The 20,138-nt window shown below is 66.4% G+C and carries 11 protein-coding genes; 2 read left to right on the top strand and 9 right to left on the bottom strand.

Annotation, left to right across the window (positions count from 1 at the left end; all coding sequences use genetic code 11):
• Window positions 1-59: 59 nt before the first annotated feature.
• The 6 genes from ACVOJ1_RS06390 to ACVOJ1_RS06365 all read right to left on the bottom strand — a co-directional run bounded on the left by ACVOJ1_RS06390 (window position 60) and on the right by ACVOJ1_RS06365 (window position 10,023).
• Window positions 60-2,756 carry a beta-mannosidase gene (locus ACVOJ1_RS06390; protein WP_481558700.1) on the bottom strand — a complete coding sequence of 899 codons (2,697 nt, stop codon included), beginning with the start codon at window positions 2,754-2,756 and terminating at the stop codon, window positions 60-62.
• Between the two features lie 56 nt (window positions 2,757-2,812).
• Window positions 2,813-4,039, bottom strand: coding sequence for an AGE family epimerase/isomerase (locus tag ACVOJ1_RS06385; protein ID WP_262218461.1), 1,227 nt, complete (start codon window positions 4,037-4,039; stop codon window positions 2,813-2,815).
• Window positions 4,036-5,031: a carbohydrate kinase family protein gene (locus ACVOJ1_RS06380; RefSeq protein WP_346480159.1), complete on the bottom strand. Its 996-nt coding sequence runs from the start codon at window positions 5,029-5,031 to the stop codon at window positions 4,036-4,038. Before ACVOJ1_RS06380 ends, ACVOJ1_RS06385 begins: the two co-directional genes overlap by 4 nt.
• Window positions 5,032-5,038: 7 nt before the next feature.
• Window positions 5,039-6,352: an L-fucose:H+ symporter permease gene (gene fucP / locus ACVOJ1_RS06375; protein WP_053516708.1), complete on the bottom strand. Its 1,314-nt coding sequence runs from the start codon at window positions 6,350-6,352 to the stop codon at window positions 5,039-5,041.
• Window positions 6,353-6,411: 59 nt separating this feature from the next.
• The gene (locus tag ACVOJ1_RS06370) at window positions 6,412-7,461 is read right to left on the bottom strand and encodes a LacI family DNA-binding transcriptional regulator (RefSeq protein ID WP_346480158.1); all 1,050 of its coding nucleotides are present in this window, start codon (window positions 7,459-7,461) and stop codon (window positions 6,412-6,414) included.
• A gap of 96 nt (window positions 7,462-7,557) precedes the next feature.
• Complete coding sequence (locus ACVOJ1_RS06365) at window positions 7,558-10,023, bottom strand: GH92 family glycosyl hydrolase (protein ID WP_481558699.1); 2,466 nt, start codon at window positions 10,021-10,023, stop codon at window positions 7,558-7,560.
• A 530-nt stretch (window positions 10,024-10,553) separates the two neighbouring features.
• Between ACVOJ1_RS06365 and ACVOJ1_RS06360 the strand changes: the two genes are divergently transcribed.
• Both ACVOJ1_RS06360 and ACVOJ1_RS06355 read left to right on the top strand, forming a co-directional pair.
• The gene (locus tag ACVOJ1_RS06360; RefSeq protein ID WP_193396325.1) at window positions 10,554-13,628 is read left to right on the top strand and encodes a TonB-dependent receptor; all 3,075 of its coding nucleotides are present in this window, start codon (window positions 10,554-10,556) and stop codon (window positions 13,626-13,628) included.
• 157 nt (window positions 13,629-13,785) lie between these two features.
• Window positions 13,786-13,980, top strand: coding sequence for a heavy-metal-associated domain-containing protein (locus tag ACVOJ1_RS06355; RefSeq protein ID WP_053516712.1), 195 nt, complete (start codon window positions 13,786-13,788; stop codon window positions 13,978-13,980).
• Window positions 13,981-14,068: 88 nt separating this feature from the next.
• Here the strand turns inward: ACVOJ1_RS06355 and cueR are convergent, their stop codons facing one another.
• The 3 genes from cueR to ACVOJ1_RS06340 form a co-directional block, all read right to left on the bottom strand.
• Window positions 14,069-14,509 (bottom strand): Cu(I)-responsive transcriptional regulator, encoded by a 441-nt coding sequence (gene cueR / locus ACVOJ1_RS06350; protein ID WP_053516714.1) that lies wholly within the window; start codon window positions 14,507-14,509, stop codon window positions 14,069-14,071.
• Between the two features lie 13 nt (window positions 14,510-14,522).
• Window positions 14,523-17,015, bottom strand: a complete 2,493-nt coding sequence (locus tag ACVOJ1_RS06345; protein ID WP_346480157.1) for a heavy metal translocating P-type ATPase — start codon at window positions 17,013-17,015, stop codon at window positions 14,523-14,525.
• Window positions 17,016-17,166: 151 nt separating this feature from the next.
• Window positions 17,167-20,124: a TonB-dependent receptor plug domain-containing protein gene (locus ACVOJ1_RS06340; RefSeq protein WP_346480156.1), complete on the bottom strand. Its 2,958-nt coding sequence runs from the start codon at window positions 20,122-20,124 to the stop codon at window positions 17,167-17,169.
• Between the last annotated feature and the right edge of the window lie 14 nt (window positions 20,125-20,138).

Raw genomic sequence — 20,138 nt, 5'->3', positions numbered from 1 at the left:
CTGGTCGCAGCCAACCCGGGTTGGCACCGGCCCAGGCCAGGTACCGCCGACGGCGCCCCTCAACGATCGTTGAGGCTGCGCACCTCCAGCGCCTCGCGCAGCGTGGCCAGATCCACCGGGCCGCGCACGCTGATGTCGCGGCTCTCGCCCGGCAGCAGATCGAGCAGGTTGTCCTCCAGTTGCACCTCCAGGGCACCGAAGTCCACCCATGCCGCGCGCACGAATGCCCTGCTCTGCAGCCGCAGCCGGTAGTGGTCCCCCTCGATGTCCAGCGTGGCCCTGAGCGCCTGGCGGGGCAGCACCTGATCCTTGGCCTCGACGAATCCCACGACCTGACGTGCAGTCGTCTTCCCTCCCTGCAGCACCTCGAACACGGCAATCGTGCGCTTCGGATCGGCACCCGCCAGCAGTTCGGCATCACTGAAATCGCCGACCGCCGTCACGCCCGCGGCCGCCAGGGTCACCGCCTGCTCGCGACGACGTAGCACTTTGCCGTCGACATCCATCACCCGCAGCCGCCAGCGCGCCTCGCCGGCGTCGCCATCGTTGAGCAGACGCACGCGTGTCGTGCCCTCGTCACGCAGCGCCGCCACGGCAACGGGAGCGAAGAAGCGCCGCGCCTGGTAGTGCAGCGCCTTCCAGCGCCCGAAGTAGTCCACACTCGACCAGGACGCACCCGGCCATACGTCATTGAGCTGCCAGTAGAGCGAGCCCATCGTGTAGGGGCGTGAGGCGCGATGGTGCAGCGCTGCCAGAGCGATGCCATCGGCCTGCATCACCTGGCTGAGATACACGAAGTCCCCGAAATCCTTCGGCGTACCGTAACCCCGCTCGATATAGTGCAGCAGACGGCTGTTGCCTTCGCCCGCCATGAATTTCTGGTGCGCGCGGATCACCGGGCTGTCGATCCGCTGCTCGGCGCGGGTTGCGATCTGGTCCACCGTAGCCACGGCCGGCCACGCCTGCAGGCCGTACTCGGACATGAAGCGCGGCGTCTCGCGCAGATAGGCCTGCACCGGCAACGCCGGATTGCCCCACACCTGCCAGTAGTGCTTGTCGCCACGGGTGGAGTCGTTGGCCTTCTCGTCGAGGTCGTTGCTGGGCGAACTGGACCAGTACGGCACCCCCAGCCCTTCTTCACGGACCACCGCACGCAGGTCATTGCCGAACAGGTCCACATAGCCCTGCCAGACCTTTGCGGCGAAGACCGGATCTGCGGCCTTCAGGTCGCGGCCATGGCCCCAGTCCTTCCACGCGGTTTCCTCTTCGTTGTTGCCACACCACAACACGATGCTGGGGTGATGGCGCAGGCGGCGCACGTTGTCGCGCGCTTCGGCAACCACGCTGGCGCGGAATGCCGGGTCGTAGCCGGGCTGCATGCCGCCGCCGAACATGAAGTCCTGCCAGACCAGCAGGCCCAGTTCATCGGCAATATCGAAGAACACATCGTTTTCGTAGTAGCCGCCGCCCCAGTTGCGCAGCATGTTCATGTTGGCGTCGCGCGCGGCGGTCAGCACCTGGCGCACGCGCGCGGGATCCACATGGGCCGGGAACGCGTCGAAGGGAATCACGTTCGCACCCTTGGCGAAGACCGGCACGCCGTTGATCACGAATGCGAAGCCCTGGCCGCCATCAGCGTCCTTGTCGCGGCGCAGTTCGACCGTGCGCAGGCCGATGCGCTGCTCGCGCGCGAGCGACTCGCTATCGCCGCCGTCCAGGCGGACCGCCACCACGTAGCGATCCTGTGCCCCGTAGCCGACCGGCCACCAGCGGCGCGGCTGGGCAAGCGCCACCGGCAGCTCCACCGTATTCGCTCCCGGGGCCACTGCAACCTGCCGCTGCACCCGCGCGACACTGCGCATCTCCGGATCGAACACCTCCACATCGACGGCCGCGGTACCCGCGGCAGCGTCCTGTTCCACCTGCAGCACGACCGCAAGCTTCGCCTGCTGCGCATCCAGCATCTCGGTGCGTACGGCCACATCGCCGAGGCGGCGCCCCCCCCAGGACTCCAGGTCGATGCCACGCCAGACCCCGGCGGTGACATAGCGCGGACCCCAGTCCCAGCCGAAATGGTAGGCCGGCTTGCGCGCGAAATTACCGACCATCGCATCCTTCGGCTCGTCACCGTAGGGCGAAGGATAATTGCCAGCAATCCTGTGCGGCATCGCCTGGACAGCGGGCAGCAGCGTGCGGATCGGCGAACGGAACACGATCTGCAGCGTGTTGCCCGTCGCCTTCAGGCGGCCGTCCACGCGCACGCGCCAGCTGCGGTGAGCGTTGTCGGCGCGCAGCAGCGGCCTGCCGTTGAGGGTGACTTCCGCGTACGTATCCAGACCGTCAAAGCGCAGTTCCGCGTTCGGCCTGGCCAGGGTCGCGGCGTCCACATCAAAGCGTGCACGGTATTCCCATGCCGCCAGGCCGATCCACTGCAGCTCGGCCTCGGCGGCGCCGACGTAAGGATCACGGATCAGTTCATGCGCCAACAGGTCGGTGTGGATGCTGCCCGGCACCTGCGCGCTGCGCCATTGCTGCAGGCCGGGATGCGCCGCGCCCTGCGCGTCGCCCGGCAGCATGCGGAACTCCCAGCTTGCCTGTAACGGAGCGGCCGCTGCCGGGAATACGAGAGTGGCAATCCACAACAGGGCCAGAGAGGCGAATGGGCAAACGGCACGGAAAGGGCGATGCACGGGCGGGACTCCTGTTGTGTCCGCCGGGCATGGCCCGGCGCTACCGATCATGCTTCCGCCGGGCATGGCCCGGCGCTACCGATCATGCTTCGCCGGGCATGGCCCGGCGCTGCCGGTCATGCTCAACGCACGACGTTCAGCACTTCGTAGCAGGCACCCATGGTGTGGTAATCCACCTTGCCTGCAGGGCTCTTTTCATCGCTGTATTTGCGGTTGTCTGCATCGAGAATGCGGAACCAGGCGCCGTAGCGGTGATCGACGAAGTGCTCCCAGGAATAGGCCCAGATGCGGTCGTACCACTGCCAGTAGCGGTCATCACCGGTGCGCGCAGCCATCAGCGCAGCGGTTGCCAGGGTTTCGGCCTGTACCCAGAAGTACTTGTCGTCGTCGCAGACGAAGCTGTCGCCGCCGATCGGCGCGCCGTCCATGCCCGGCTGCCGTCGTGACTCCGGCGCGAAACCGTAGTACAGGCCACCACGGGCCTCGTCCCAGCTGCGCTCCACGGCCACGTCGAACAGATGACGCGCCGTCGGCACCAGCCAGTCGGCCTGCACGTGCCGATCCAGGATCAGCAGCAGTTTGGCCCACTCCGTCTGGTGGCCCGGCTGGAAACCCCAGGGACGGAACAGATGCTTGGGATCGTCCAGGTTGTAGTTCCAGTCGATCTCCCAGTTGCAATCGTAGTGCTCCCATACCAGGCCACCGGCCTTGGCTGCCTGGCGACGGGTCATGGTGTCGGCCAGCTGCAGGGCACGTTCCACATAGCGCTGTTCGCCACTGGCCTCGAACGCAGCCAGCATGGCCTCGCACATGTGCATGTTGGCGTTCTGTCCACGGTAACCGGTGAAGTTCCACTGGCCGTCCGCCTCGTCCCGGTACAGACCGTGCTGCGGCTCCCAGAAGCGCGCCTCCAGCAGCTGCCAGGTCTCATCCATCCACGCGCGGGCCTGCTCGATGCCGGCCTTCAACGCGCAGCTGTAGGCCAGCAGGACGAACGCCACGCCATAGCAGTGATTCATGTCGTCCTCGACCTGGCCATCGCGCAGGGTCCAGGCATAGCCACCGGTGGCCGGATTGCGGTGCACCTCACGCAGGTAGCGCACGCCATGCTCGACGGCCTCGCGGTACTCGGCCTTGCCGAACTCGCGATAGGCCATCGCGTAGTTGAAGACGAAACGGGTGCTGCTTACCAGATGGCGATGGCTGGCATCGTAGACGCTGCCGTCGTCACGGAAATAATGGAAGAAACCACCGGCCGGATCGATGCAGCGCGGATGATAGAACGCCAGGGTATCGGCAATATGCGCGCGCAGGAACGCGGGCGAACGGAAGTCGGGCGAGGTGCTCATGCGGTAATGTCCTGTGCCTGCAGCAGCTGCTGCACTTCGTCGAGCGAGGGCATCGCGGCGAACGCGCCCTTGCGGGTAACGGCCAGCGCGCCGACCGCGGCACCGAAGCGCAGCGTGGCGTCGATGGCCTGCGGGTCCCGGCAGAACGCGCTGAATCCCCCGCCTGCGCCACCCCGCTCCAGCAGTCCCACCAGCACGCCTCCCACGAAGGCATCACCGGCTGCGGTGGTATCGACAGCGGCGACCTGGAAGCTGGTCACTGTGCCCTGCGCCTGGCGGGTGTACCAGCGCAGCGTGGCCGCACCATCGGTCACGATCACCCAGCGAGCCTGCGCCGCCAGCAGCCGCTGCAGCACCGCGTCCTCGCCGCCGTCGCCCAGGGGCGCCGCCAGGTAGTCCAGTTCTTCGCGCGACAGCTTGACCAGGTCCGCGCGTTCGAGCGCCTGCCACAGGCGCGGCGACGGATCGACATCGGCCGGCCACAGCGCCGGCCGCAGGTTGAGGTCGAGACTGACCACAGCCCCGGCAGCGCGCGCGCGCTCCATGCCCGCGAAGGTTGCGTCCGCGATGGCCGCCTCGGTCAGGCTGTTGGAGCAGACGTGGAAGCACTGCGCACTGTCGAAGCAGGCGGCCTGGAAATCACTGTCGCGGAACAGCAGATCGGCCGCCGGCGGACGGTAGAAGCTGAAGCTGCGCTCTCCCTCTGCATCGAGAGCGACGAACGCCAGCGCGGTCTTGGCGGCATCGGTGCGGACGATGTAGTCGGTACCGACACCGTGCTCGGCCAGGCTTTCGGCCAGGAAGTCGCCGAACATGTCGCGGCCCAGCATGCCGACGAACTGGGTCTTCGCGCCCAGCCGCGCGGCAGCCACCGCGACGTTGGCCGGTGCCCCGCCGGCGTATTGCAGGAACGCGCGCGGCGTGTCCGCATTGGCCGGCGGCTGCGCCAGTAGATCGATCAAAATTTCGCCGAAGCAGACAATCGCACCCATTCCGGACTCAGCCTCCCTGCGTTGCGGAGGCCGGCGTACGTGCGCCGACCAGTCCGTAGAAAATGATGTAGACGTAGCACAGCAGCGGCAGGATGAAGCTGGCCTGCACCCCGATGTGGTCGGCCAGCACGCCCTGCAGGTACGGCACCACGGCGCCGCCGACGATGGCCATGATCAGCAGGCTCGAGCCCTTGTTGGTCAGCGGCCCCAGGCGCTCGATGCTGAGCGCGAAGATGGTGGGGAACATGATCGAGTTGAACAGGCCGATCGCCACCACCGAGTACAGCGCGACACTGCCGGCGCTGGCCATGGTCAGCGCCAGCAGTCCGACGTTGACCAGTGCGAAGATCGCCAGCAGGCGGCTCGGCGAGAAGCGAGCCAGCAGCGCCGAGCCGGCAAAGCGGCCGACCATCGCCATCGTCCAGTAGGCGGAAACGTAGTGTGTGGCCTCCTGCTCGCTGAATCCGCCGATGTCGGGCATCGACAGGTAGTTCACCAGGAAGCTGCCGATCGACACTTCCGCACCGACATAGAAGAAGATGCCAAGCACGCCCAGCAGCAGATGACGCTGGCGCAGCGCATCCAGATAGCTGTGGTGATGCCCCTGGTCGGCCTGTTCGGTCGCATCGCTCAGCGCCGGCAGGCGGAACAGGAACACGAACAACGCCAGCAGCACCAGCGCCACCGCGAGGCCCACATACGGGCCCTGCACGGCCTGCGCCTCGGCAGCACGATAGGCCAGCTGTTCGGCGGCCGGCATCGCCGCCATTTCATCGGCGCTCTTGACCGTATTGGAGAGAATCAGCATGCCGCCGAAGATCGGCGCGATTGCCGTACCCAGCGAGTTCAACGCCTGCGCCAGGGTCAGCCGGCTGGAGCTGGTCTGCTCCGGGCCCAGCAGCGCCACATAGGGATTGGCCGCCACCTGCAGCACGGTGATGCCGGTAGCGAGCACGAACAATGCACCCAGGAAGGCGCCGTAGATCCGCAGTTCGGCCGCCGGCCAGAAGCCCAGCGCACCCACACCTGCAATCAGCAGGCCGGCCACGATGCCCTTCTTGTAGCCGAGAGCCGCGACCAGGCGGCCAGCGGGCAGCGACATCAGGAAGTACGTACCGAAGAAGGTGAACTGCACCAGCATCGCCCGCGCGTAGTTCAGCTCGAACACCGCCTTCAGGTGTGGAATCAGGATGTCGTTGAGGCAGGTCAGGAAGCCCCACATGAAGAAGATGGTGGTCACCACGGCCAGGGCCTTGCCGTTGGTGACGGCCGGTGCGTTGCCCGGGGAACCCGACGGACGGGGCGTTGCTGAGATCGGCATGCGGAACGCGCCTCGTTGCGCGGAATCGTTGTTGCGTGGAAGGAGTAACGGCAGTGAAATCAGGTCGGCCGGGCGGCACTGCTTTCGCGGATCCGCAGCTGCACCGGAGCCACCGTGCGCCGTGGCGGCGCATCCGGTTCGTCCAGGCGCTGCAGCAGCAGTGCCGCCGCCTGCCGGCCACGCTCGCGCGGGTCGGCGGTCAGCGTCGTCAACGGTGGCACCGCCACCGAAGCCTCGGAAATATCGTCGAAGCCGGTGACAGCGAAATCGCCGCCCGGCCGGATGCCGCGCGAGTTCAAGCCCAGCATCAGCCCCAGCGCGACGGTGTCGTTGTAGCAGACCGCTGCGCTCGGCCGATGGCCATCGGCGAACAGTTCGTCGGTGCGTGCAGCCGCCTCCAGCCGGTTCGGCGCCGATTCGATCATCCAGCCGGGTGGCAGCGACAGTCCAGCCTCAGCCAGCGCCTGCTGGAAGCCGGCACGGCGCTGGTGGCAGGAACTGGACGCCGCGTGGCCGCCGAAGAAGGCGATATGGCGATGGCCGCGCTCGATCAGGTGGCGGGTGGCCAGATAGGCCCCATGCTGGTTGTCCAGCGTCAGGAAGTCCCAATCGGCCCCGTCCAGCTCACGGTTGAACAGCAGGACGTTGGCATTGGCTCCCAGTGCCTGGCGCAGCTGCATGGCATCGCTGCCTTCGGCCGGCGACAGGATCAGCCCCGCCGGGGTGTGTTCCATCAGCGTGGACAGCACCGCCTGCTGGCGTTCCGGCGATTCGCCGGTGCTGCCCAGCAGGGTCACGTAGCCACGCCCACCCAGCGCCTCGTCGACGCCGGAGGCGAATTCGGCGAAGAATGGATTGGACAGGTCGTTGATCACCAGTGCGATGCTGGAGGACGTGCGCCGCCGCAGGTTGGCTGCTGCGCGGTTGTAGACATAGCGCTGGCGCCGCAGCTCGGCCTCGACCTTGGCCCGGGTATCGACGTTGACCAGCGGGCTGCCGCGCAGCACCAGCGACACGGTCGCCCGCGATACGCCGATGGCGCGCGCGATGTCGGTCACCGTCACTGCCTTGCCGGCGCGTTTGCTGGAAGTGCTGCCGTTGTCGTTCATCGTATTCCCGGGCTCCGCTGAGGGCTCAAGCCTAATGGATCGCGGCCGTCTCGTGCCGTGCCGTTCGCTGGGTCGCCGCGAACGGCACAGCCCCGATCAACGCAGCTGGCTGCCAGGTGCCGCGCACCAGGACACCGGCAGATCCTTCACCGCCGTGCCCCACCCCTGGGTCGGCGCCTGCGCGTCGAGGGCGAAGTGCAGGCGCGGGCCCTGCTGCAGGCGCTCCCAGTCCAGCCAGACCGGGGCATGCGCCTGGCCATCGACCTGCACGCCCTGCACGTACTGCAGGCGGCGGCCGTCCGCCCCCGGGGCATCGATGCGCAGGGTGCGGCCATTGCCCATGTCGACCTCGACCCGGGCAAAGCGCGGCGTATGCAGCAGGAACTGGCCACTGCCCGGTACTGCCGGGTACATGCCGATCGCACTGAACAGGTACCACGCCGACATCGTTCCAAGATCGTCGTTGCCGGTCACGCCATTGGGCGCATTGGTGAACAGCTGCTGCGCGGCCCGCACCACCGCGGCGGTCTTCCACGGCTGGCCGATCAGGGTGTAGAGCCACGGCGCGTGCAGATCGGGTTCGTTGTTCGGGTTGTAGCGGAACTGGTTGTAGTAGCTGTAGGGCCCGACCACCCATTCGCGCCGCGCGGCATTGAGCGGGTCGGCCTGCAGTACATCCATCGCGAAGAAGGCATCGAGCCGGCGCCCGGCCTGCTCACGACCGTCCATCGCCTCGACCAGCCCCGGCATGTCCTGCTGCGCCAGCCACTGGTACTGCCACGCGGTGCCTTCATGGAAGCCGTGGTGGGAACGGGGGCTGTAGTGCCCGTCGGCCGGGGTGTACCACTGCCCATCCTCGGTGCGAGGCCGCGGGAAGCCGCTGAAGCCGGTCTCGGCGTCGCGGACCTGCGGGTCCCACACCTTGCGCCAGTTGCGGCCGCGCTCTCGCAGCGTCGCCGCATCCCGGGCGTGACCCAGGCCATCGGCCATCTGCGAAAGCGCGCAGTCGGCCAGTGCATATTCCAGAGTGGCCGAGCCGCCGTGATGCGGATCGACGTCCATGCCCTTGGACGGGAACGCACGGTCGTAGACCACGTAGCCCTTGTCCAGATAGGTCGGATTGCCCGACCGGCCCGCATGACGGGAATTCAACGGCGGGGTGCCGAACGCATTGCGGCGCAGCGCATCCCACGCCTGCGATTCACGGCCCTTGAACGCACCGAAACGCCACAGGTCGACCATGAACGGGGTCACCGGATCGCCGGTCATGATGTTCGTCTCAAAGTTGGCGTAACCCCAGCGTGGCAGCCAGCCCCCCTGCTCGTCGATCGCCAGCAGCGTGCGGCCGATGTCACGCGCCACATCGGGGCGGGTCAGCGCCAGCCATTGGTTCTGTGCACGGTAGGTATCCCACAGCGAGAAGTACTCGTAGTAGGTCCAGCCATCCGCGCGATGGATGCCATCGTCGTAGCCGCGGTAGCGGCCGTCGGCATCGCTGCCGGTCAGCGGCTGCAGCAGCGCGTGGTAGGCGGCGCTGTAGAACACCGTGCGGTCATCAGCACTGCCGCCCTGCACGCGCACCCGGCCCAGCTCCTCGCGCCACGCCTGCTGCGACAGCGCGCGCATGCGGTCGAACCCCATCAGCGCTCCGCCCTGCATGCCCTCGGTGCGCAGGTTGGTGCGCGCGCCTTCGGCATCGACGTGCGAAATCGCGCTCACCGCCGTGACCGACTGCCCCTTGTCCAGGTCGAAGCTCAACCAGGCACCGTTCGGCTTCTGCTCGCCTTCCATGCTGTGGCGCGCCCCCGGCAGGCCACCGGCCTCGCCCCAGGTACCATGCGCCTTGAACGGGCGATCGAACTCGATGCGGAACCACGTCGTGTACTGGTGGCCACCGCAGAAACTCTTGGTGACCAGCTTGCCCTCGACCACGCGGTCGCCGACCACGTCGATCACGCTGCCGATCACCGAATGGCGTTCATTCGCCTGGCCGACATTCACCAGCACGTGGCCATCGCCGCTTCGCTGGCTGAAGGTGTAGCGCTCGGCGGCGGCACGGGTGCGCGCGGTCGCCTCGGCATCGATGCCACCGTAGCTGGTCAGGCGCACCTTGTAGTAGCCGGCCTGGCCGATTTCGCCGTCATGCGTGTACGACGCGGCGTAGGTCTTGTGGTTGAAGCTCTTGGCGTCGGCGGTGTCGAAATCGCCACCGGGACCGATGCTGCCGGTCACGGGCAGGACCGAGACCTGGCCGCCCTGCTCCCAGCACCCGGCACCGGACAGGAAGGAGTGGCCGAAGCCACGGATCTTCTCGTCGTCGTAGCGCCACCCCGAATAGTGGCTGCCGATGGGGCTGACCTGGATCAGGCCGAAGGGTGCCGAGGCGCCCGGGAACGTGTTGCCATCGTCCTTGCTGCCGATGAAGGTGTTCACCTCGCGCTCGAGTGCGGCCGGGGCGGCCTGCAGCATCACCGGCGACATCGCCAGTGCGAGCAGCCAGGCCAATCGCGTCAACGGGCGCGGCGTCGAGGGGACAGCGGGAGCGGACGGCACTGGGCGCATGTCGGGTTCCTGTGGTCGATGGTGCGGTGGCAGACGGCTGGAGCCTGCAACGCCTTCCGCTGAGCGCTGCCTGCCGGCAGCCTGCTCCCCGTGGAATGGCGCGAGACCCGCGCAACCGTGAATTTAGATCGATTCAAGTAGAGCATGGCGATTCGCGCCAATGCATTCTGCGCCGCAGCATACGTCCCGCCGCGCGGCCTCCTGGCCGGCCTGCCGGGGAATCGCGCGAGAAAACGTTTCCAGCCGATTCAGAAAAACGTCATGCCCCCGCCACGGCAATACCATATTGCGCAGCAGCATGCGCCGACGGGCAACCCATGCTAAAAAACGCCCGCCCATCGCTTAGATCGATCCAAGACGACGTTGCGGTGGCCGGGAGTTTGGGGAAGCAGCGACAGGACGGGCCGGCACAGACACAGGATGCAGTTGCAACTGCGTAGCGACCGCACCGGCATCACCACAGATTAGATCGATTCAAGTCATCCGCACCACGTCACACGTCAGCGGATCAATCCAGGAGAGAGGGAGAGATGGGAATGAGTCACTCAAAACGCATGCATGGCCAGGACGCACTGTCGCTGGCCATCGCGCTGGCATTGGCCGCTGCCGTCCTGCCGGCGGGCGCCGCGGCGCAGCAGGCCACCACCGGCACGCCCGATGCCACCACGCTGGACAGCGTCCAGGTCACCGGCTACCGCTACGCCATCGAAAAGAGCCTTGAGCAGAAGCGCGACGCCAACGCCGTGGTCGAAGTAATCACGGCCGAAGACGTCGGCAAGTTCCCCGACAAGAACGTGGCCGACGCGCTGCAGCGCGTACCGGGCGTGGTCATCACCCGCGACGGCGGCGAAGGCAAGACGGTCAGCGTGCGCGGCCTCGCTGCAGACCTGACGCTGACCCAGTTGAACGGCAACTACGTCGCCACCTCCGAGACCAACGACGAGGCGACCCGCTCTTTCAACTACACCCTTCTGCCGTCCAACATGCTGTCCAGCGCCGAGCTGTTCAAATCGCCGGAAGCGCGCATCGATGAAGGCGGCATCGGCGGCACGGTCATCCTGCACACCCGGCGCCCTCTGGACATGGAGTCCAACTCGGGCTTCGTCACCCTCGAAGGCACCTCGTCAGACACCAGTCACGACATCGATCCGCAGGCCTCCGCACTGTACTCGTGGCACAGCAAGGACGAGCGTTTCGGCGTGCTGGTCGGCGTGACCCAGCAGAAACGCACCAGCCGCACCATGGAAGTCACCACCGAGAACTATCAGTGGTACGGCACCGATACCGATGCGCGCGACGTGCATGGCAACCCCATGCTGCAGGACGGCATCGAGTACTGGTGGGGCAACTCCGGCTTCAACAACCAGAACGGTCGCAACTACACCGACTTCTTCATGCCGACATCGGTCAATTTCGCGGTGAAGGAGGAAACGCGCGAGCGCAAGGGCGGGCAGCTGACCTTCCAGTTCAAGCCGGTCGACAACGTGACCATGACGGCCAACTACTTCCGCTTCGAGCTGGAGGGCAACTACGCCCAGCACATGCTGAAGGTGCCGGAGTGGAGCATGGCCCGCTTCAATGGTGACGGCAACTGGGCCGGCGGCCGCATGCTCAACGGGCTGGACTTCGATCCCAGCGGCACCGTCGTCACCGGCGCGCAGTTCGAGAAGCTGGCCGGCAAGACCTATTACTGCAATGAAGCCGAGGCCGAAGCGGCCGGGCTCGAGCCGGGGGGCTGGGGCCCCGATGACTGCACCATTCCGACCCCGCAGCTCACCGGCGGCTACAGCCGCGAAAAGGCGCTCTCGCAGACCGCCGACCTCAGCATCGACTGGGATATCAGCCCGCTGTGGAAGGCGTCGTTCACCGGCGGCCGTACCTGGTCCGAAGGCGGCCCCTCGATGAACTTCCGCATGTCAGCCAAACCGCGTCGGCAGACCAATGGCGTGTGGGAATCGTCCAGCAGCACCTCCTGGGACCTGACCGGCACGCCGTCGGGCACCTTCGCACCCGACCTGCAGCAGCAGCTCATGGCCGGCATCGCCGAGATCGACACCGGTTCGACCGACTCGTCCTGGAAGCAGACCGAGATCAAGCAGAACTATTTCCAGGCCGATGTCACCAAGCTGTTCGAATCCGGCTGGCTGGACTCGATCCAGTTCGGTGCCAAGTATCGTGACGGCACGGTGCACCGCAACACCGGCAATACCTACTGGGTGTGCCAGGGCCGAGACCCGTCGGACTACGACAACAACCGCTACCAGAGCGGCTGCGACCCTACGGCCAATATCGCCCAGCCCGGCTTCTTCCTGTCCAACCCGATCAGCAACATCCCCGGCGGCTTCAATACCAACGTGTTCCCGGGCATCAACTATCCGGCCTACATCGATTACCTGAACAAGACCTACGGCGGTTCGCACAACCGTGTCGAGGACGACTTCATCTACAACGTCAACGAGAAGATCTACTCGGGCTACTTCCAGGCCAACTTCCGCACCGAGCGGGTGCGCGGCAACGTGGGCGTGCGCGTGGTGCGCACCAAGCAGCTGGCGCAGTCCACCGATTCGATCGAGCGTTTCGACGACTACTTCCTCGACAACGCCGCAGGCGCACCGATGGCGTGCTCCGACCCGGCCGCGGCGGCCTACCCGAACTACAGCTGCGAGAGCGGTTTCGTGCGCCTGCCCTACAACCTGGCACAGAGCAAGAGTTTCGAGCTGCTGGGCGTGGACCGCACCTACACCGACGTCCTGCCGAGCTTCAACATCGCCTGGGACATCACCGATACCCTGCTGCTGCGCGGCGCCGCCTCGAAGGTCATCGCACGCCCCGGCTACACCGAGATCGGCGCTCCGGGCAGCCTGCGCTACTACAGCGAGGAGTACGTCAACGACCGCCGCGTGGCCGGCGGTGCACCGACCCCGGGCTGGACCGGCGACGGCAGCAACAAGCAGCTTGAACCCTTCGAGGCCACCCAGTTCGACCTCGGCCTGGAGTGGTACTTCCAGCCGGGCGCGGTGGCCGGCGTGGGCCTGTTCCGCAAGAACGTGGACAACTTCACCGTGCCTGTCGTGCGCGACATGCAGATGCAGGTCGGTGGCGAAACCGTGACCGTGCAGGACTACGAGACCCGTGCCAACGGCCAGGACGGTGTGTCGCAGGGCGTGGAGCTGTACGGCCAGTACACCTTCGATTTCGGCGTCGGCGTGCAGGCGAACTACACCTACAACGACACCAACCTGGCCTCGATCGTGCTGGATGGGCAGAACATCGGCTCGTCGCCGCTGGTCGGCAGCGCCAAGAACCAGGCCAACGTGACGGTGTTCTACGAGAACGACAAGTTCCTTGCCCGCGCCTCGTACAACCGTCGCGGCCAGGTGGTCGGCGGACTGAACAACGGCATGACGGTCTACACCGAGCCGTACGACCAGCTTGATCTCAACGTGGCCTACAACCTCACCCCGGAGTGGACCCTGACCGCGTCGGTGATCAACGCAACCAAGTCCGAGCAGCGCGTGCATCTGGGCAATGACACCAAGGCCCGCCTGATCTCCAATACCTACGCGGGCCGCCAGCTGTACTTCGGCGCGACCTGGAAGTTCTAAGGCAGTCGCCCCGCCCGGCGCGGGGACATTCCTCCACGGCAGCCACGCTGGTACAGGTGGCTGCCGTTTTTCATGGGCATCGCGGAGGCATCACTTGACCCTGCCATCGCTGGAAGGTGCACACTGGCTGCATTCCCCGGAACCGAAGGAGCTACAGATGGACTTCCATGTTGACGGCATGACCTGCGGCGGATGCGCGCGCAGCGTGACCCGCGCGATCCAGAGCGTTGATCCGCAGGCCCGCGTGGTCGCCGATCCGCCGACAGGCCGCGTGCAGGTGCAGACCACGGCCAGCGAAGCGGAGATCTTCGCCGCTGTGAAGGACGCAGGCTTCCCGCCGCGCACCGCCTGATCGCCCGGCTCCGGGCGATGCTCACGTCCTTCTGAAGGAGCCACAGCACTCCCGCCGCGCAGGTGCGAAGGCCCCTGCGCCCCGCGGCTCAGCTCCGGCGCGCCTGCCGCCGCCGCGCCGCGACTGGCTCCGCGCCTTCCTCGCCCTCCTCCAGCCGCTGCAGGATCGGGCACTCCGGCCGCTCGTCGCCCGCACAGCAGCTGATCAGCGACTTCAGCGTATCGGCCATCTGCCGCATGTGGTCGATGCGCTGCTCGAGATCATCGATGTGCTGCTCGGCCAGGCGCTTGACGTCGGCGCTGTGGCGCGAGGTATCGTTCCACAGGCCCAGCAGATCCGTGATCTCCGCGACCGAGAATCCCAGGTCCCGCGCGCGGCGTATGAACCGCAGTCGATGCACGTCGGCGTGCGAATAGGCCCGGTAGCCGGATGCCGTACGGTCGGCAGCAGGAATCAGCCCGATCTGCTCGTAGTAGCGGATCATCTTCGCCGAAACGCTCGATGCCTTCGCGGCCTCACCGATGTTCAAGACAGTCTCCTTTTCAGTGGCTGGCGGCGTCGGCCATCGGCGCCCGGAAGCGACGCAGGCGCAGTGCATTGCCCAGCACGAACACGCTGGACAGTGCCATCGCACCGGCGGCGAATACCGGCGACAGCAGGATGCCGAAAGCCGGATACAGCACGCCGGCGGCCACCGGAATCAGAGCGGTGTTGTAGGCGAAGGCCCAGAACAGATTCTGCCGGATGTTGCCAAGGGTGGCCCTGGACAGCGCGATGGCATTGGGCACGCCCAGCAGACTGCCGGACATCAGCACTACATCGGCCGATTCCACCGCCACATCGGTACCGGTGCCGATGGCCAAGCCCACATCCGCCTCCGCCAGCGCCGGCGCATCGTTGATGCCGTCGCCGACGAAGGCGACGTGACCATGCGCAGCCTTGAGGCGTCGCACCGCCTCCACCTTGCCTTCGGGCAGCACTTCGGCCACGACCTCGTCGATGCCCAGCTGGCGCGCGATCGCCTGTGCGGTGCGGGCATTGTCGCCGGTGATCATCGCCACCTTCAGTCCCAGCGCATGCAGTGCGGTGACGGCGGCCGGCGTGCTCGTCCTGATCGGGTCGGACACTGCGATCACCGCTGCCAGCCGGCCATCGAAGGCGGCGTACAGCGGCGACTTTCCTTCACCTCCCAGACGCTGCACCAGCGCGGCAACGCCATCGATATCAACGCCCTGCGTTCGCATGAACCGGTCGGCCCCGACTTCAATGCGGCTTCCCTGCACGATCGCACGCACCCCCATGCCGGTGACCGATTCGAACGCCTGCAGGGCCGGCACGGAGATGCCCTCCTCCTCGGCGGCCATCACGATCGCGCGCGCGATCGGATGCTCCGAGCGCGATTCAACGGCCGCGACCGCGCCCAGCACCGCCGCTCGCGCAAAACCGTGGCTCAGTTCCAGATCGGTCAATCGCGGGCGGCCCTCGGTCAGGGTTCCCGTCTTGTCCACCGCCACCACCCGCGCATCCTTCAGCAGCTGCAGTGCCTCGCCCTTGCGGAACAGCACGCCCATCTCCGCGCCCCGCCCGGTGCCGACCATGATCGAGGTCGGCGTTGCCAGCCCCATCGCACAGGGGCACGCAATGATCAGCACGGCCACGGCATTGACCAGGGCGAAGGTAAGCGCCGGGGACGGCCCGAGCAGCAGCCACGCCACGAAGGTGGCCAACGCGGCCAGCATCACCGCAGGCACGAACCACAGCGTGACCCTGTCGACCACGGCCTGGATCGGCAGTTTCGACCCCTGTGCCTGTTCAACCAAGCGGATGATCTGCGCAAGCACGGTCTGCGCACCTACCGCCGTGGCACGCACGGTCAGTGCTCCCTGCTGGTTGACCGTACCACCGACCACGGCCGCGCCCGATGCCTTTTCAACCGGAACCGGCTCACCGCTGATCATCGACTCATCGACGAAGCTGCGCCCCTCGACCACCTCGCCATCCACCGGGACGCGTTCGCCAGGACGTATTTCCACGAGGTCGCCACTGACCACCTCGCCCACCGGGACGTCGACCACCCGACCGTCGCGTACTACGTGGGCGACCTTGGCCTGGAGCTTGACCAGCCGCTTGATGGCTTCCGACGTACGGCCCTTGGCACGCGCCTCGAGAAAGCGGCCCAGCAGGATCAGCGCGACGATCACCGCCGCAGCTTCGTAATAGACGTTCACCGTGCCGGGCGGCAGCAGCCGCGGTGCGAAGGTCGCGATCACCGAGTAGCCGAACGCCGCCGCGGTGCCCACCGCGACCAGCGAGTTCATGTCCGGTGCCAAACGCAGCAGTGCCGGAATGCCCTTCTGGTAGAAGCGCCGGCCGGGAATCACCAGAACCAGCGTGGTCAGCACGAACTGCACATACCAGCTGGCCTGCAACCCGATGGTCGACATCACCCAGTGGTGCATGCCCGGGATCAGATGCGATCCCATTTCCAGTACGAACACCGGCAGGGCCAGCACGCTGGCCAGTATCAGCGCGTGTTTGAGTTCAGCACGCTCGGCGTCCTTCTTCTCCCCGCCGTCATCGGCCTGCGCGCTGCCATCAAGAAGACGAGCGCCGTAGCCCGCCCTGTCGATCGCCGCCAGCAGCGCCTCCACGTCTGCTGCGCCGCGAACGGTGGCACGCTCGGTGGCCAGGTTGACGCTCGCCGCGCTCACGCCCGGCACGGCCAGCAGTGCGCGTTCGACCCGGCCCACGCAGGACGCGCAGGTCATGCCCTCCACGGCCAGCTCCACGGTCGTGGCCGCAACCTCATAGCCGACCTTGTGCACCGCCTGGATCAAGGCGGCGCGGTCCACCGGCCCCGACGGACGGATATCGGCACGTTCCGTGGCCAGGTTCACCGAGACGCTGCCGACCCCCTCCACCTTGGCCAGCGCGGCCTCGACCCGGCCTACGCAGCTCGCGCAGGTCATGCCTTCGATGGGCAGGCTGATCGGATCAGGCACGGAAGCGGCGGTGGTGGCGTGCGACAGGCTCATGACTGGATTCCCGGGTTCCTTCTGGACCGGAACAGGCTAAACCTTGCCATCGTGGGAAGGTCAAATCCAGCCTGTCCTGTCCGGCGGCCCAGCGGTCACTTCATCCGCGGGGCATGGATCCACCGGTCGAGGGTGGATCCATGGCGCGGGCTCAGAACGTGAACACGTATTCCAGCGCGAACTCGCGGCCGACCGCACCGAGCAACCGGGTCGGCGCGAAATCGTAGTCCAGCTTGTAGGGATCCTTGTGGTTCCAGCTGGCCGAGTTGAAGACGTTGTTGACGTACACATTGACCTTGGCACGTTCAGTCACCTGATAGCCCACATTGACGTTCCAGGTGATGAACGGTCCGACCCGGCCGTAGTAGCGCGCCGTGCGCTGGCCGGCGTTCGGATTCGGATTCGGCGAACCATCGGGACGCGTGGCAGGTTCCAGGCAGTCCAGCGAAGGACTGTCGCTGGGTACGTAGCCATCGGCGAACGGCAGGCAGCCGCCGGGATTGTCCAGGCGGTCGGTGCCCCAGTGGTAACGCACGCCCGGCACCGAGCCGATGCGGTCGGCGTACACATTCGCGTTCCAGTGACCACGCTGCCAGGCCAGGCTCGCTCGCAGCTTGCTGCGCAGGTCGCGGTCACGGCGCTGCGGATTCGGATCCGCGGCATAGCGCTGCTCCTTGGTCGACAGCTGGTTGGTGTAGTTCACGCCGAACTGGAAGCTTCCCCATGCTGCGCTGTCCCACCGGTAACGCGCGGTCAGGTCGATACCGCGGACCTCCCGGCTGGCCAGGTTGAACGGCCCCCGCTCGATCGACACCAGGCGGCCATTGCTGTCGCGGTTCACGCGCGCGAGGATGCCGGCGCAGTAGTCGGCACCGGCCGGATTGGCCCACGGCGTGCCGTCGATGTTCAGTCCCGTGCGGCAGCCCGCTTCGCTGGCCAGCACCTCGTCGGCGCCGACATCGACGATCATGTCCTCCAGCTTGATCGCCCAGTAGTCGGCACTGATCGAAAGATTGGACATCACATCCCAGACGAATCCGACCGTCCATGAATCCCCCGTTTCCGAGCGCAGCAGCGGAGTACCGCGACGATTCACGTCGAACGTGTACCAGACATCGGTATTGCCCACTCCACAGTTGTTGACCAGATAGGCACCGCTTTCGATGCAACGCAGGCGGTCATAGGTCTGCACCTCGGAACTGCTGGGCTGCCCCAGCAGGTAGTGCATGTCAGGCGCGTGGAAGCTGGTGGCGTAGGAACCGCGTACCAGCAGCGACTCCACCGGCCGCCATTCCAGACCGACATTCCAGGTGGTCTCCTTCTGGCTGCCGATGTCCAGCGCCTCTACATTGGCGTCGGCCTTGTAACTGCCGTAACGGTCATAGCGTGCCGCCGCGGTGGCGATCACGCTGTCCAGCAGTGGAATCTTGAACTCCACGCCCGCCGAGTAGCGCGTGCGCTCGCCGCCACCGCGATCAACGTTCTGCAGGTCGAAATCGATGCCGGCGCGAGGGTCGGGAGCGAGGTGATATCCCTGTTGCGCCACCTCGGCCACCGCCGCGAACGAAACAGGCCCCGCCCAGCCCTGGAACAACTCACCGGTGATGTCCGCCGACGCCTGGTTGACCCAGGAAGACGCACGGTTCTTCGCCACCGTACCCATCTGCCAGTACTGGTCCGGCGTGAGCGGGTTCCACCAGCGTGCTTCGTCCAGTGCGTAGATCGCTTCACCATCCGCCGTCGTACCCAGGCGCGGGCCGAGGAAGAAGTCATAGGACTTCTGCTCGTCCACTACATTCTGCCGCTCTTCCACGCGGTAGTAGGAACGGCCGATGGTGGCACTCCAGTCGAAGCGGTCCGCCAGGCGCCCGCGCAGGCCTGCACTCCAGTCCCAGGACAGCTCCCGGTTGGTGTTGCGAAGGGTGTCCAGGCCGCCCACTTCGTTGGGCGTGAACTGGCGCACGCCCAGGATCGCGCGGTTGCGGTTGGCATCCCAGTAGTAGCCGTTGTCATCATCGATGAGCGTCACGCTGGGCGGATTGGTCCCCCAGATCGCCTCCGACCGGTACACCGCCAGGTTGGTCCAGCCCTGCAGGTCGCTGTCGAAATCGAACGTGGCATACAGATTGCCGGACACATTCTCGGCACCACCGGTCAGCAGCCAGTTGGCATAGTCGGCCGTCATGCCACACAACTGCCCGGTATTGGTGATCGTATCGGTGTTGTAGTTGTAGACCAGTCGATCGGCGGTGTAGTACTCGCCGTCGAACTTCTCGCAGGTGCCGGTCGGCGGCGCCAGTCGCTGGCCGGTACCCGGGTCGATCAGGGCCAGGCCGGCGGTAGGACGGAAACCGACCTTGCGCTGTTCCATGTTCCAGGAGGGGCGCGGCGCATCATCGGCATCATCCATCTGCGGCCGGTCACGGCCGAACAGCGGATCGCGCTTGGTGTACTGCAGCGCGTAGGTCACGCTCCAGTTGTCTCCGGTCCTGCCACCCGCCCACGACAGATCCCAGGTATCGCGACCACCTTCAGTGGAGGTGCCGCCGCGCACGCGCACTTCGTCGCCGTCGTAGTGGGTCTTCAGGATGACGTTGACCACGCCTGCAATGGCATCCGAGCCGTAGATCGCAGAGGCGCCGCCGGTCAGGACCTCGATGCGCTCCACCGCAGCGGCGGGAATGTTGCCGTAGTTGGAGAAATTGGTCTCCCCGCCATAGGGCAACGGGTAGTCGGCCACGCGACGGCCATTGACCAGCAGCAGTGAGCGGTTGGGGCCCATCCCGCGCAGATTCAGGCCGCTGGCGTTGGGCGTGTGCGAGCCCCACTGCGAAGCCGCCTCCACGGTGCCGGTGGCTTCGGTCAATGTCTTCAGCGCATCGTACACGCTGACAAAGCCTTCCTTCTGGATCTGCTGCGCGGTGATCACGTTGACGGGAGCTGGGCCTTCGACGCTGGCGCGCTTGATGCGCGAGCCAGTGACGGTGACCGTGTCGAGATCCTTGGTGGACGAACCTGAGACTTCCTGTGCATTGGCAGCCAGCGGAAGCAGGGCCAGGACCAGGGCCTGGGACAGCAGGTGACGACGATTGCGGACGAACTGAGCCATGTGGTCGCTCTCGG

The sequence above is a fragment of the Stenotrophomonas sp. STEN225 genome, from assembly GCF_056756445.1.
This window is presented reverse-complemented; position numbering and strand designations above follow the sequence as displayed.